Source organism: Pseudomonas sp. SK3(2021), from assembly GCF_016772375.1.
GTDB classification, from domain to species: domain Bacteria; phylum Pseudomonadota; class Gammaproteobacteria; order Pseudomonadales; family Pseudomonadaceae; genus Aquipseudomonas; species Aquipseudomonas chlororaphis_I.
Genome location: NZ_CP061943.1, coordinates 5012512 through 5025843 on the forward strand (window position 1 = coordinate 5012512; position 13332 = coordinate 5025843).

Annotated in this window: 13 protein-coding genes and 3 tRNA genes; 7 read left to right on the forward strand and 9 right to left on the reverse strand. The window is 58.1% G+C overall.

The window, feature by feature from the left end:
* The first annotated feature begins 40 nt into the window (after window positions 1-40).
* The 4 genes from flgA to IF690_RS21940 all read left to right on the forward strand — a co-directional run bounded on the left by flgA (window position 41) and on the right by IF690_RS21940 (window position 2633).
* Complete coding sequence (flgA, locus tag IF690_RS21925; protein ID WP_202697355.1) at window positions 41-802, forward strand: flagellar basal body P-ring formation chaperone FlgA; 762 nt, start codon at window positions 41-43, stop codon at window positions 800-802.
* Between the two features lie 150 nt (window positions 803-952).
* On the forward strand, window positions 953-1273 hold the full coding sequence (gene flgM, locus IF690_RS21930; protein WP_202697356.1) for a flagellar biosynthesis anti-sigma factor FlgM: 321 nt from the start codon (window positions 953-955) through the stop codon (window positions 1271-1273).
* 50 nt (window positions 1274-1323) lie between these two features.
* Window positions 1324-1791, forward strand: a complete 468-nt coding sequence (locus IF690_RS21935) for a flagella synthesis protein FlgN (protein ID WP_202697357.1) — start codon at window positions 1324-1326, stop codon at window positions 1789-1791.
* Window positions 1792-1886: 95 nt separating this feature from the next.
* Window positions 1887-2633 (forward strand): flagellar brake protein, encoded by a 747-nt coding sequence (locus IF690_RS21940; RefSeq protein ID WP_202697358.1) that lies wholly within the window; start codon window positions 1887-1889, stop codon window positions 2631-2633.
* Window positions 2634-2691: 58 nt separating this feature from the next.
* Here the strand turns inward: IF690_RS21940 and IF690_RS21945 are convergent, their stop codons facing one another.
* The 5 genes from IF690_RS21945 to IF690_RS21965 form a co-directional block, all read right to left on the reverse strand.
* Window positions 2692-4071: an MFS transporter gene (locus IF690_RS21945; protein ID WP_202697359.1), complete on the reverse strand. Its 1380-nt coding sequence runs from the start codon at window positions 4069-4071 to the stop codon at window positions 2692-2694.
* Between the two features lie 70 nt (window positions 4072-4141).
* On the reverse strand, window positions 4142-5383 hold the full coding sequence (locus tag IF690_RS21950) for a glutamine synthetase family protein (protein ID WP_202701672.1): 1242 nt from the start codon (window positions 5381-5383) through the stop codon (window positions 4142-4144).
* Between the two features lie 268 nt (window positions 5384-5651).
* The gene (locus tag IF690_RS21955) at window positions 5652-6344 is read right to left on the reverse strand and encodes a sensor histidine kinase (protein WP_202697360.1); all 693 of its coding nucleotides are present in this window, start codon (window positions 6342-6344) and stop codon (window positions 5652-5654) included.
* A complete protein-coding gene (locus IF690_RS21960; RefSeq protein ID WP_202697361.1) occupies window positions 6341-7945 on the reverse strand; it encodes a tetratricopeptide repeat-containing response regulator in 1605 nt (534 codons plus the stop codon). Before IF690_RS21960 ends, IF690_RS21955 begins: the two co-directional genes overlap by 4 nt.
* 940 nt (window positions 7946-8885) lie before the next feature.
* Window positions 8886-8962 (reverse strand) — tRNA-Arg (locus tag IF690_RS21965).
* A gap of 297 nt (window positions 8963-9259) precedes the next feature.
* Here IF690_RS21965 and IF690_RS21970 point away from each other — a divergent pair.
* Window positions 9260-9499 carry a hypothetical protein gene (locus IF690_RS21970; protein ID WP_202697362.1) on the forward strand — a complete coding sequence of 80 codons (240 nt, stop codon included), beginning with the start codon at window positions 9260-9262 and terminating at the stop codon, window positions 9497-9499.
* A 25-nt stretch (window positions 9500-9524) separates the two neighbouring features.
* Window positions 9525-9704 (forward strand): PA3371 family protein, encoded by a 180-nt coding sequence (locus tag IF690_RS29075; protein ID WP_252189505.1) that lies wholly within the window; start codon window positions 9525-9527, stop codon window positions 9702-9704.
* On the opposite strand, the gene phnN is transcribed toward IF690_RS29075, so the two are convergent.
* A complete protein-coding gene (gene phnN / locus IF690_RS21975; protein ID WP_202697363.1) occupies window positions 9679-10263 on the reverse strand; it encodes a phosphonate metabolism protein/1,5-bisphosphokinase (PRPP-forming) PhnN in 585 nt (194 codons plus the stop codon). The genes IF690_RS29075 and phnN overlap by 26 nt on opposite strands.
* A gap of 382 nt (window positions 10264-10645) precedes the next feature.
* On the opposite strand from phnN, the gene IF690_RS21980 reads away from it, so the two are divergent.
* Window positions 10646-10972 carry an Arc family DNA-binding protein gene (locus tag IF690_RS21980; protein WP_003178899.1) on the forward strand — a complete coding sequence of 109 codons (327 nt, stop codon included), beginning with the start codon at window positions 10646-10648 and terminating at the stop codon, window positions 10970-10972.
* Between the two features lie 144 nt (window positions 10973-11116).
* On the opposite strand, the gene mgtE is transcribed toward IF690_RS21980, so the two are convergent.
* The 3 genes from mgtE to IF690_RS21995 all read right to left on the reverse strand — a co-directional run bounded on the left by mgtE (window position 11117) and on the right by IF690_RS21995 (window position 13260).
* Window positions 11117-12559, reverse strand: a complete 1443-nt coding sequence (gene mgtE, locus IF690_RS21985; RefSeq protein ID WP_202697364.1) for a magnesium transporter — start codon at window positions 12557-12559, stop codon at window positions 11117-11119.
* 475 nt (window positions 12560-13034) lie between these two features.
* A tRNA-Arg gene (locus IF690_RS21990) sits at window positions 13035-13111 on the reverse strand.
* A gap of 72 nt (window positions 13112-13183) precedes the next feature.
* Window positions 13184-13260: transfer RNA gene (locus IF690_RS21995), tRNA-Arg, on the reverse strand.
* Window positions 13261-13332: the final 72 nt, after the last annotated feature.

Sequence of the window (13332 nt, forward strand, 5' to 3'; positions counted from 1 at the left end):
GTTCATCGCTAAACGGCACGGCGCTTGCTTTTTAACTGTTATGAACGCCAAAACGACATTTTCCCGACACCTGACATCAAACTACCGCAGATTGCTGTACGGGCTGTCGGCGTTGTTTTTTTTAAACCCTGGCCATCCTGCCGTTGCTGACTCGGTAACCCTGCCTGATCTACTTATCGGCGTCACTCAGGGGTTTCTTGAATTCACCGTAGAAGACTATCTGGCAACCAGTCAAACGCCTGGGCGCTACGAAATCCAGGTCAATCAGCTCGACCCACGGCTGCGCATGCCGCACTGCGACAAGGAATTGACAGCGACCCTGGAAAGCCCGGCGCAACCGCTGGGACGCGTGACCGTTCGTGTCCGCTGTGACGGCGCCTCGCCCTGGACCGTGTTCGTGCCCGCCCAGGTCAAGCTGTTCCGCGAAGTGGTGACCACCACCCGGCCGCTCAAGCGCGCCGGCATTATCAGCCCCGAAGACGTGATGCTGCGCGAGCGTGATATCGGCCAGATCAACCAGGGTTATCTGACTTCGGTGGACCAGGCCATCGGGCAGAAGCTTGTCCGCCCCATGGTCGCCGACCAACTCGTCACCCTGGTTCACCTGGAACAGGCGGAAGTGGTGCGCAAGGGCGATCAGGTGGTGATCTCCGCCCGCAGCGGTACGTTGAACGTGAAAATGCCTGGCGAAGCCTTGTCCAATGGCGGCATGAGCGAGCAGATACGGGTCAAGAACCTCAATTCACAACGGGTCATCAAAGCGCGGATCACCGCGCCGGGACAGGTGGAAGTCGCCATGTAGACGACTGGCGCTGTGCACTGTTGCCCCCTAAACTGTGGCCCATGCAGGGCAATAGCGGCGCGTGCGGGCTTATCGACATTTGAGCCTAAAGTTTTCCGGGGTATTGCCGAAAACAAGTCAAGCGTCCAAATACCCAGAGGCTTTTTTACCATGGTCATCGATTTCAGCCGTTTAAACAGTTCTCCCTCACTCACCGGTAGCACGCGCACCAGCGCCAGCAAGGAAACCGGCGACGCCGACAAGTCCGCGCCGCTGAACGTTCCGGCCGAACAGGCCAGCACCAGCGGGGAGTCGGTACACCTCAGCAATGAGGCTCAACAGTTGCAGAAGATCACTGACAAGCTGCGCGACCAGCCTGCCGTCGACAACGCCCGCGTGGCCGAGTTGAAGCAAGCGATTGCCGATGGCAGCTATAAAGTCGATAGCAACCGTGTAGCCAGCAAACTGCTCAATTTCGAAGCCCAGCGCTAGCCAATAAGGCCTGCGCCAGTTTTTTGGACGCTTAAAACCCAAGGCCATACATGCACGACACTAATCTGCTGCAACTGATCACTGACGACTTTGCTCCAGCTCAACAGTTGCTGGAATTGCTGCGCACCGAATCCCTTGCCCTGCACGGTCGCGACATGCCGCTGCTGGAAGAAATTCTTGCGCAGAAGCAAGCCCTGATCATTTTGCTCGAGCAGCATGGCCGCAAACGCAGCGAAATCCTTGCCAGCCTGAATCTTCCTGCCAGCCGCGCCGGCCTGGAGCAACTGGCCAGCCACTCTTCGGTTGGCGAGCAGTTGCTGACCCAGAGCGACGTACTGACCCAGATGCTTGCCGATTGCCAAGTGGCGAACGAACTCAACGGTCGCTCGATCCAGGTTCAACAGGCCACCACCGCCAATCAGTTGAAAATCCTCACCGGTGGCGAGCCTCCAGCCCTCTATGATGCCCGCGGTTCAACCGCCAAGCTGGCCAAGCCTCGCCCGCTTAGCCAGGCTTGACCCCAGAGATGAGCGCGCCCTATCAAGTCGCGGAACATGCTGGCAAAATGCTGGCTCTTGCGTGTAGTCGTATTTTGTCTGGAGATTGATGAACCGTGTTCAATGCCGTAAACGCAGAAGATGCGCCGCAGCCCCCCAAGGTGCTCGCCACCCCCTTGGAAATCAGCTCCACGCTGCGCTTGCTGCAAGACAGCCATGACCCGCTGATCATCACTTTCCACGAACGCAGCCAGCGCTTTCAAAGCTATCTGGTCGAAGTCGATCGTGACAGCAACATGATCGCCCTGGACGAAATGATCCCCCGCGATGGCGAACGCTTCATGCTCGCCGGCGAGCCGTTTCGCGTCGAAGGTTTTCACGAGGGCGTGCGCGTCGCCTGGGAAAGCAACGGCATCCCGACCATCGACGAATCCAATGGTGGGCGCTGCTACCGCGGCACCCTGCCGGACGAAGTGGTCTATCACCAGCGCCGCAATGCCTTTCGTGCTGCCCTGAAGCTGGCACAACTGGTCAGCATCGAGCTCGGTGGCGAAAAACTCAAGGCGCCGATCGCCGGCAAACTGCTGGATATCTCCGCCACCGGCTGCAAGCTGCGCTTCGAGGGCGACATCTCCAGCCGCCTGCAACTGGGCCAGGTCTACGAGCGCTTTATCGCCGCCCTGCCCTTCGGCAGCATGACCGCGCCAGTGGAACTGCGTTACCTGCACTACGAAGAGAAGATCGACACGACTTTCGCCGGCGTGCGCTTCCATAACATGAGCGGCCTGGTTCAACGCCAGGTCGAACGCTTTGTCTATCAGTTGCAACGCGAAGCCCGGCGCTTCGACAAAGACGACCTCTGAGATTCGCGGGTCGATAAAAACGGGCAGTCCCTTGCGGCGACTGCCCGTTTTTTTGTTTCTAGGGCCTGGCCCCACTGAACTGATCCGGCCTTGGCTCATCCGGCCTCACGACTGCCTCCTCAACCTCATCCGCGGCTTCTTCACTCGCGACCGGGGGCTCGGCTTCCGGCATGCTGGTCTGTTGCATCTGATCCTGCACCACCTGCTCGTCGACCCGCGGATCAAGCGCGGCCACCAATGGTGAGCTGGACATGCTGTCCGGCATCGCCACGTGATGCAGCGGCGCATCATCGACCTGATGCAGGTTGGTCACGGCTTTCGGCCGGATGCGCCAGACCAGTACCAGGGCAAAAAAACTGAAGAACGCATAGAGCATCTGGCTGCCGAACAACTTCATCAGCACCCCCGCCACCAACGGCCCGACACTGGCCCCGACGCCATAGGTCACCAGCAGCATCGCGGTCAATGAGACCCGCCGATCGCCTTCGACATGGTCGTTGGAAAACGCCACCGCCAACGGATACAGGCAGAACTGCACCAGAGAACAGAGGAATCCCAGGACGAACAGCACCTCCAGTGGCACCTGGGGCAGAATCGCCAACGGCAAGGCCACGACCGCCAGGAAGCAGGCAAAGCAGCGAATCAACAGGGCCCGGTCATAACGGTCGGACAGCCACCCCAGCGGCCACTGCACCACCAGCCCGGCAAAAATGCAGCTGCCCATGAACAGGCCGACCTGCTCGGTACTCAAGCCCTGCTGGGATGCATACAACGGCGCCAGACCATAGAACGAACCGACTATCAGCCCCGACCCGAGCACCGTGCTCAGCGACTGCGGAACGCGCTTGATAAAGAAGCGTGGCTCCATGGGCGCCGGATGCAAAGGCGCCGGGTGAATACGCCGGGTCATGGCCACCGGTACCAGGCACAGGGCAAAACACAGGGCCACCAGCATCAGCAACTCAAGCCCGAGGGCCGGATGCATGACCAGAATCAACTGCCCCAGGACCAACCCCAGATACGAGGCGATCATGTAGCCGCTGAACACCAACCCTCGCTGCTTGGCGTCGGCCTGCTCGTTGAGCCAGCTTTCGATGACCATGTACTGGCACATCATGCCCAGGCCGACGATCATCCGCAGCACCAGCCAGGCCGGCAACCAGTCCACCAGCCCATGCCCCAGCACCGCTGCGCCGACGATCCCGGCACAGGTGGCGTAGGCACGGATATGACCAACCCGGGCAATCAGGCGGTGGCCGATTTTCCCGCCCAGCACCAGGCCGAAATAGTTGGCCGCCATCAAGGCCCCCACCCATAACCCGTCGACATGATCGGCGGCCAGGCGCAACGCCAGGTAGGTACTGAGTAAGCCTGAGCCGATCAACATCATCAGCGAGGCGAAATATAGCGCTCGAAAGGATTTCCAGATTTGGCGCATCGGCGTTCCGAGCGGCTCCTTGAATTGAGTGTCGGGCCATCCGAACGATAGCCCGACTGCGACGGTTCGGTTAAGCCTGGGCCGCCAAGACGCGCCGCTCCCAGGGAGTTATTTCATCAAGAAAGCTGGTCAACTCCATGGTCTTCGAAGCGATGTAACCTTCGACGAACTCGTTGCCGAACAACTCCTTGGCCAACTGGCTACGTTTCAGACGCTCGAGAGCGGCATGCAAGGTACAAGGCAAAGATAAACTGTCCGGCACGGCAAACTCACCCTGAATCGCCGGCGTTGGTTCCAGCTCGTTTTCGATGCCGTGCAAACCAGCCGCCAGGCTCGCGGCAATCGCCAGATAAGGGTTGGCATCGGCGCCCGGCAAACGGTTCTCGACCCGCCGCGCCACCGGCGAGCTGGCCGGAATACGCAGACCCGCTGCCCGATTGTCATGGGACCAGCAGGCATTGTTCGGCGAAGCGTAAGGATGACACAGGCGCTGGTAGGAGTTGACGTTCGGTGCGAACAGCGCAGTGAAATCCGCCATGCCCGCCTGCAGCCCGCCAATGAAGTGGCGGAACATCGCCGTCGGCTCTCCAGCCTCATCACTGAACACGTTACGCCCGCTGGCCGACTCGACCAGGCTCTGGTGAATATGCATCGAACTGCCCGGCGTATGCGCCAGCGGCTTGGCCATGCACACCACGGTCAGGCCATGCTTGAGCGCTACTTCCTTGAGCAGGTGCTTGAACAGGAAGGTCTGGTCGGCCAGCAACAGCGGATCGCCGTGCAACAGATTGATCTCGAACTGGCTGACGCCCATTTCATGCATGAAGGTATCGCGCGGCAGGCCCAATGCCGCCATGCAGGCGTAGACCTCACTGAAGAATGGCCGCAAACCGTTATTGGAGCTGATGCTGAACGCCGAATGTCCGTCTTCGCGACGACCGTCCAGGCCAAGGGGTGGCAGGAAAGGCTGGCTCGGATCGGTATTGGGAGCAAACACGAAGAATTCCAGCTCGGTCGCCACCACCGGCGCCAGGCCGCGAGCGGCGTACCGTGCGATGACCTCCTTGAGCTGGCCACGGGTGGAAAGGCGCGAGCTTTCGCCACTCAGTTCGTCCGCATCGCAAATCGCCAGCGCACGTGGCTGCGAGCTCCAGGGCAGGCGATGAATCTGTTGCGGGTCGGCATTGAGCGCCAGGTCGCCGTCGTCACTGCCGTAGAAACGCGCGGGTGGATACCCCCCCATGATGCATTGCAGCAGCACCCCGCGGGCCATCTGCAGACGCCGCCCTTCGAGGAAGCCCTCGGCGGTCATCACCTTGCCCCGTGGCACGCCGTTCAGATCCGGAGTGACACATTCAATCTCGTCAATGCCCGTCAATCGCTGTGCGAGTGAACTGCGGCCATCGGTTGTCATGACTCAATCCTTGTTGTTGTACGAGCCGAGAACGGCGACCCGTACAAAATAGGCTCCGGCTGTTCGGAATATCAAGCAGCCTCGAACAAAAAGCCCTCGGGATCGGGCACACCGCCGAAATGCGGCAAAGCCTCTACAAGGCCGGACAACCACGTCAAGGCAGATCTCAAGGCAGGTAGATACTGAACACACCACCACCCAGAGGCCCGCCATTACGAATCTCGGTGCGCCCGCAGACACCGTTACGCTGATGCAGCGCGGCAATGCGCCCGGCGAAGTACAGCCCCAGGCCGGTGCTGCCGCTGCTGTGATTGATGCCTTGCACGTAGTCGGCCTGGTTATCGATCATCGGCTGCGGATAACCCTCGCCATCGTCATTGATGGTCAGCACCGTCTGCCCGCCTTCATCGTGCACGCTGACCAGCAGCGCATGGCGCGCATAACGCATGGCGTTGTTGATGCAGTTGGCCAGCACCGAGGCGATCAGTTCCCGGTCGAAAAAACCCAGGGGGGTCAAAGGATCGACTTCATAGGTCGCGGCGATGCCGCGACTGGCGAACACATCCTGATGGCTGACCAATTGCGCTTCTATGAAGTCGTCCAGCTCGTGGTAACCCGGCTGCACCGGCAACTGGTTGACTCCCAGCTTATAGAGCCCCAACAGTTGCACCAGCATGCCGTTGAGGTGGGCAAACTCGAACTCCATCACGCCCTGCTCCGGCGTGCTCTGCTGCGCCTGCGGCAGTCTTGCCAGCCACTGGGCATGGGCCTGCATGAGCAGGGTCAGGGAGTTCTTCATGTCGTGCACGGTAGAGGCGATCACCGTGGAAAAGTCGAGAGCCTGTTCGTAGGTATTCATCCGCCAAACGCCTTGCTTCGCAGCTTCTGATAACGCGGATAACGCGCGTCGGTATCGGGCATCAGGCCGACCATCTTCAGGCAGGTCCGGCACTCCTCCAGCAGCGCCGTATCCTGGGTGATGTCGGTACCGTGCAATAACGACTGCGCCATGTTCAGGGCAATACTGATGTTCTTCGGCTGCATGGCCAGGGCCCGGCGGAACAAGTCCCGGGCCTCGCCCAGCGCACCGGCCTTGTAACTGCGCACACCCTGGCGATTCATGTCCGCCGCGGCATTGGCGGAGTTGAGGATCGCCGGGTCATCGGTGAGCTTGGCAATGCCTTCCATCACCTTCGGATCGTCACCGTAGATTTCCGCACAGTTTTTCAGCATCGATGCGCCGGCATCGGCCTGTCCCAGCATCTGTAGTTGCTTGGCCACCAGCAACGCCGCTTCCGGGCTCATGAACTGCTCCATCCCGTCCAGGCGCAACATCGCCTGCTCGGTGAGTTTTTCCGCCGTTTCAGCATCGTTGAGCAACAGGCTGGTGGCCTTCATCAGGCGCGCACGAATCTGCAATCCAGGATCGCTGGGGTTTTCCTTGGCTACCGCACTCAGGGTGCTGTTGATTTCCAGGCGCGTGCGGGTATCCAAGCCCCTTTCACTGCCCTTGCTGATCAACGCATGCGCCAGGCCAAGGTTGCTTTCCGGATCCTTGAAACGCGATTGCGCACCTTGCGATACCGCCTGGCGATAGGCCCTGGAGGCGGTCTCGAAGTCTTCGTTGGTCATCGCCAGCTTGCCCAACAGCGCTTGCCGACGCACAGCCAGCGGCGACAGGCGCACCGCCTCCTCCAGCACACTCTGGGCGCGCTTGGAGTCACCTTCGGCGAGCAGCACCTCGGCCATGCCATCGTAGAGCGCCGGCATCATCGGAAAGGCTTTCAAGGCCTTTTCGTAGATGGCCTTGGCCTGGGTCACCTGGCCCCGCTTGAACAGCAACCGCCCCAGGCCGACATAGGCCCACGGCAATGGGCGATCCGCCAGGATGCTCTCGTACAACCGCTCCAGCGCTTCGTTCTGGTTCAAGTCACGCAGGGCATCGGCCCGGTAGCGCAGGCACAACGGCGAATAGCGCGGATCCTGTTTGCACAGGGCGATGCAGGCATTCAGTACCTCAAGCGGCTTGCCACGATCGAGCGCCTGCAGGATCGGCTTGAGCAACGATTTGCGCTGCTGCAACCGCTCCAGCCGCTGAGCCAGGCTGGAGCGGTTGAAAGGCTTGGTCAGATAGGCGTCCGGCTCGTGCTCGAGGGCGCTGAGCACCATCGACTGGCTGGTCTCGGCGGTGACCATGAGAAACACGCTTTCATGGCTGATCAGCTTGTCGGTCATCAGGTCTTCGAGCACCTGCTGCCCATTCTTCTTGCCGTCGCCCAGGTGGTAATCCTGAAGGATGAAGTCATAGCGCTTTTGCGCGCACATGCGCAGCGCCTGCTCGCCTGTATCGGCAGTATCCACGTCCTTGACGCCCAGCTCACGCAGCATGGACCGGACAGAACTGCGGAAATCCGAGAAATCATCGACGATCAAAAAGCTTTTTTGGTGGTACGCCAGCATCGAAGATTCCAGACCCATAAAAAAGATGAAGCCCGCGGCAACAGCAAGACACGCTCAAGGCCGTCACCTTTGCTGCCCCCGGACAACGATGATAGCCAAAGGCCATCAATGCATTCTACATCACCCCGCAATAGCGCTCGCCTGCTCTTGCCGGGCGCCCGGTCCATGGCCCTGCCATTTGACCTGCAACAACATTCATGGGGTTATCGGCCGATCCTGGCTTTCCCTTATAGATAGCTGCCAAAAGCCTTCGATATCCTTGCGCGCGCCGCCGCCAGCCCCGGTTGCGGGAAACTCCATCGGGCATATTGGCAGCGCTGCCATCAACCAATCCATGGCACCTCACTGGAGCGAAGCGTCTAGCAACAGAGCAAATTGCTCGCCTGCCACCCAGCTGGCGAGTTTCCGGCCGGAATACTCGACAACCTCCATCTTCGCTTCCCTACCGATGGTGCAGAACTCGACACAATCGTCGGTTGTATCGATCAGGGTCTCGGCCTTGAATCGTGAACGCCCAGGCAGAGTCTTCGCCAAGGCCATCAGTTTCTATCCCGACGCCAGCACTGATATTCATGAAATGACAAATGCACTGATCCTGTTGCGTAACGCGCCAGACCACTGACGACGGATCGATCTTCAACGCCCCATGGACATGCGCGGCGATATCCCAGGATAGATATCCGGATCGATGAAATGCAGAACACACCCGCCCCAGCCCTGGGCACTAGCAACCATCGCCACCCGTATCGCGAAGATTGCAAACCAATTCATCTGGCAAAAAACTCTCGCAAAACCTGTTTCAGGCTAAATAGCGATGTGCTTTTTCCAACAATGACAATCAAGGGAATGAACTCACAGCAGCGAGAACTGCGTGTACCCCGTAGCCGTTACTACGAAATAAGAACGAGGACCAAAATTGGTCTGAAAACCCGAAAGTAGATGGTGTCCCAGGGCAGGTTCGAACTGCCAACCTTCCCCTTAGGAGGGGGATGCTCTATCCAATTGAGCTACTGGGACAAATTGACCACCGCGTGTACTGCTGCGGCGCAAAGGACGGCGTGCATGTTAACGGCCAGCCCTGCTTTTGTCATGTTGTGAGTAGGGCTTTTTAACCGGTGCCCACCTCTAGCCATCAGGCAATTCGCCAGAGCCGCCGTGCAAATTGCATCACTGCAAAAAGCCATCATTGCAGAATGCAATTCACTGCCGTCTAAAAACCCTATTAATTCATTGTTTTTAAAGGGTTTATTAGAAGACAGACTCTTGGCATGAGCGCTGCTTCATCTCTATGAAAGAACAGTGGAGATCAAGCCCATGAACAGCGCCCTTCTTCTATCGAATGCCATTGCCATCGCCGTACTGGTGGCCTTCCACTTTCAGCCTGATGGCAGCGCTGATCAGAGCACCCAGTACAGGACCCACTACGTGCAACAGGCTCCACAATTGGCTGTGATGAGCAGCGCATCGGAGAATCCTGACATGGCACAAGTCGCCAATGCCCCAGAAGCCGTTGTTCTGCCTGCCAATCCAAGACCCGACAGCTGGGTATTTTGAATATGACTCTATCAGGAGCCTGTTAATGTCCCGACTTGCCAAGGGCCTTCTCATCCTGGCGGTACTCAGTGCCACACTGGGTTGCTTCCCCCCTGGAAATACCCTGGGTGATGCGCCCTTGATTGCTTGTGGCGTTTTTTCCGGCTTGTTCCTGCTAGCGCTGGCATTGGGACGCAAAATCAAGTTCGACCCTGTACTGCGCTGATCCCCTGATCTCTCAATAGCTTCAGAAAACGCTCAAGCGTCACGGACAGCTCGCTCGAGTTGTCCAGAAAAAACACGGACTCTCCCAGCCCTGGTCCGTCGTCAGCAGAAAAAAGAGCGCTCCTCTTGAGCCTCGCCTCGATCTGCGCCGCACTTTCGCGACCGCGGCTCATCAGTCTTTGCCGCAGCACGTCGATGTCCACCGTCAACAGAATCGCCAAAAGCTCCGGATAACGCTGGCGAGCCAGATACAGGTAAGCCCTGGAACCATTGATCAGGACATTGCGCCCACTGGCCAGCCATTCGTCGATCTGCACGGGAATTCCGTACGCCAGACCATTGGCCCGCCAGCACAAGGCAAAGGCGCCTTGCCGTTCCAGGCGCTCGAACTCGTCAGCGCTTACCCCATGAGCTTCTTCCCCCACGGACTCCGCGGAACGGGTGATCACCCGCCGCACCACATCGCAGCCGAGCCGCGCCAAAGGCCCGCGCGCAGCCTCGATCAGGCTGTCCTTTCCTGACCCGGAAGGCCCCATCAAATAAATCAGTCTGCCTGGCATTCAAAGACTCCATGGCATTCACAGCCTAGTAAATCGGCAATTTGCCACTATCCTGTACAAGGTAGGAAACAATGATCGGATCCGCATGCATGCCCGTCTGGCAACGCACATGCGCGACCGTCATCGAACACCAGGACGCGGGCAGATAAGCGGACCAGGCAATCTTTTCAAACCAGTCCGCATTTCTGATAATTGGTGCTGGCATAACGCCTTTACCCAGTCCACTATTTGTCACAGAATTGACGCCAAGGATCTGGCTATTTTGAGGCATGATGCGGGCCTCTTAACAATTCAGGTTGAACATTTGGCAGCAACGCTTGTCCTAAGTGACATCCTGCGGCCAATTCCGAGAACCGCTCCCCTGAACTAACCGGTTAAATATATGCGCCCATTGAAACAGGCAATTTATTCCAGCCGTACGGCTGACAAGTTCGTCGTACGTCTACCCGACGGGATGCGTGAACGCATTGCCGAGGTGGCTCGCAATCATCACCGCAGCATGAACTCCGAAATCATCGCGCGCCTGGAGCAGAGTCTTATTCAGGAAGGTGCCTTGGGTGAAGAGTTGAGCATGCGCTTGGACAGCCCAGAGCTCTCCTTGCATGAACGCGAACTGCTTCAACGTTTCCGTCAACTTTCCCACCGCCAGCAGAACGCCCTCGTTTCGCTGATCGCCCATGACGCCGAAATGGCCGCAGACGCTTCCTGATTCGACCTCGAAAGCTAGAGCCAGCCTTGTGCTGGCTTTTTTTTGCCCGAAATTTGCTGCTCGAACGCTACAAAAGCACAAGAGCCTGGATCGCAAAGGGACGGAGAAACGATACAGCCCCGTTTAGAGGGGCTGCATGCAGGATCAAAGCAGGAAGATGGTGGCTAGCCCAAGGAAGATAAAGAAACCGCCACTGTCGGTCATGGCCGTGATCATGACGCTGGCTCCCATGGCCGGATCGCGCCCCAGGCGCGCCAGCGTCATCGGAATCAGAACCCCCATCAGCGCCGCCAGCAACAGGTTGAGCGTCATGGCCGCCGTCATCACCACCCCCAACGACCAACTGCCATAAAGCAGGTAGGCCACCGCACCGATCACCCCACCCCAGACCAGACCGTTGATCAAGGCCACAGCCAGCTCCTTGCGCATCAGACGCGAGGTATTGCCGGTGCTGACCTGGTCCAGCGCCATGGCGCGAACGATCATAGTGATGGTCTGGTTACCGGAGTTGCCGCCAATACCCGCCACGATCGGCATCAGGGCTGCCAGGGCCACCAGCTTTTCGATGGAACCTTCAAACAGGCCGATCACTCGCGAAGCGACAAATGCGGTGATCAGGTTGATTGCCAGCCAGGCCCAACGGTTGCGCAGGGAACGCCAGACCGAGGCAAAAATATCTTCCTCTTCACGCAGACCGGCCATGTTGAGGACTTCGGTCTCGCTCTCCTCACGAATCAGGTCGACCATTTCGTCGATGGTCAGACGGCCGATCAATTTGCCGTTCTTGTCGACCACCGGCGCCGAGATCAAGTCGTAACGCTCGAACGCTTGCGCAGCGTCGTAGGCATCTTCGTCCGGATGGAAACTTACCGGATCGCTGGCCATGACTTCCGAAACCTGTTTCTCCGGATCATTCACCAACAACCGCTTGATGGGCAGCACCCCCTTGAGCACGCCGTCATAGTCGACGACGAACAACTTGTCGGTATGGCCAGGCAACTCTTTAAGGCGACGCAGATAACGCAGGACCACTTCAAGGCTGACATCCTCACGGATGGTCACCATCTCGAAGTCCATCAACGCACCGACCTGCTCCTCGTCATACGACAAGGCGGAGCGAACGCGCTCGCGCTGCTGGCCGTCCAACGCCTCCATCAGCTCATGGACAACGTCTCGCGGCAGCTCGGGAGCCAGGTCAGCAAGTTCGTCGGCGTCCATCTCCTTGGCAGCAGCCAGGAGCTCATGATCGTCCATGTCGGCGATCAGGGTTTCACGTACGGAATCGGATACTTCGAGCAGGATGTCGCCGTCGCGCTCGGCCTTGACCAGCTGCCAGACAGTCAGACGCTCATCGAGCGGCAAGGCTTCAAGGATGTAGGCAACGTCGGCAGAGTGCAGGTCGTCGAGTTTGCGCTGCAACTCGACGAGGTTTTGCCGGTGGACCAGGTTCTCGACCCGGTCTTGATGATGGCCTTCCTGACGATGAGTCAGGTCTTCGACCACCCGCTGGCGATGCAGCAGCTCAACGACTTGAGCGAGGCGATCCTGCAGGCTGTCTTGTGTTTTCTTTACTTCTACTTCGGTCATAGGCGAACTCCACTCCCAGCAGAGGAGCACGCCGGAAGGATCAATCAGTCAATTCATGATTGTAAAAACGGGATACTGAGTAACTACTGGGTAAGTCCATGGAGGTATTCCACAAGCCCCGGCGGGGCTGACGGGCGCAATCATACACCGCTTGACGGCTTTAAACGTTAAAAAATCATGGCAAGAACAAGCGCTTGCGGCGCAAAGCTGAAGAAGCGCTGAATCTATTAAGCTGCGACGCACCATTCGAAAAAGAAAACACACCACTGGCGAAAAAAGTGCTCTCGAAACCCGACCCAGCTCCCACCCCACAACTTGTCGGGTGCTTTCGAAAGGCAATATAAAAAAGACAGGCACACACTGATTACGACGCCAGAATGATCGCGACGTTCAAAGAGAAGAATCAACAAGGGGGGGAGAAAACCTGAACGACAGAAAGCAAAAAGCCCGCAATGAATGCGGGCTTCTTGGTATATGGTGCACTCGACAGGATTCGAACCTGTGACCGCTCGGTTCGTAGCCGAGTACTCTATCCAGCTGAGCTACGAGTGCAATTTGTGTTTTTAGACCAGACCACAACTGGTTGAAGCAAAGTCATTCACATTACTGCAAACAACTCTTAAATGGTGCACTCGACAGGATTCGAACCTGTGACCGCTCGGTTCGTAGCCGAGTACTCTATCCAGCTGAGCTACGAGTGCATTTGTTGCCGCGCATTATAGTCCGTTAAATCTTTTTGTAAAGCACTTTTTCTAGTAATTTCAACAACTTAC

Coding starts and splice junctions, on each gene's coding strand:
- IF690_RS21980 (WP_003178899.1), top strand. CDS start 10,646: ATGCGCCCATTGAAACAGGCAATTTATTCCAGCCGTACGGCTGACAAG.
- flgA (WP_202697355.1), top strand. CDS start 41: ATGAACGCCAAAACGACATTTTCCCGACACCTGACATCAAACTACCGC.
- flgM (WP_202697356.1), top strand. CDS start 953: ATGGTCATCGATTTCAGCCGTTTAAACAGTTCTCCCTCACTCACCGGT.
- IF690_RS21945 (WP_202697359.1), bottom strand. CDS start 4,071: ATGCGCCAAATCTGGAAATCCTTTCGAGCGCTATATTTCGCCTCGCTG.
- IF690_RS21960 (WP_202697361.1), bottom strand. CDS start 7,945: ATGCTGGCGTACCACCAAAAAAGCTTTTTGATCGTCGATGATTTCTCG.
- IF690_RS21935 (WP_202697357.1), top strand. CDS start 1,324: ATGCACGACACTAATCTGCTGCAACTGATCACTGACGACTTTGCTCCA.
- IF690_RS21970 (WP_202697362.1), top strand. CDS start 9,260: ATGAACAGCGCCCTTCTTCTATCGAATGCCATTGCCATCGCCGTACTG.
- phnN (WP_202697363.1), bottom strand. CDS start 10,263: ATGCCAGGCAGACTGATTTATTTGATGGGGCCTTCCGGGTCAGGAAAG.
- IF690_RS21955 (WP_202697360.1), bottom strand. CDS start 6,344: ATGAATACCTACGAACAGGCTCTCGACTTTTCCACGGTGATCGCCTCT.
- mgtE (WP_202697364.1), bottom strand. CDS start 12,559: ATGACCGAAGTAGAAGTAAAGAAAACACAAGACAGCCTGCAGGATCGC.
- IF690_RS21950 (WP_202701672.1), bottom strand. CDS start 5,383: ATGACCGCCGAGGGCTTCCTCGAAGGGCGGCGTCTGCAGATGGCCCGC.
- IF690_RS29075 (WP_252189505.1), top strand. CDS start 9,525: ATGTCCCGACTTGCCAAGGGCCTTCTCATCCTGGCGGTACTCAGTGCC.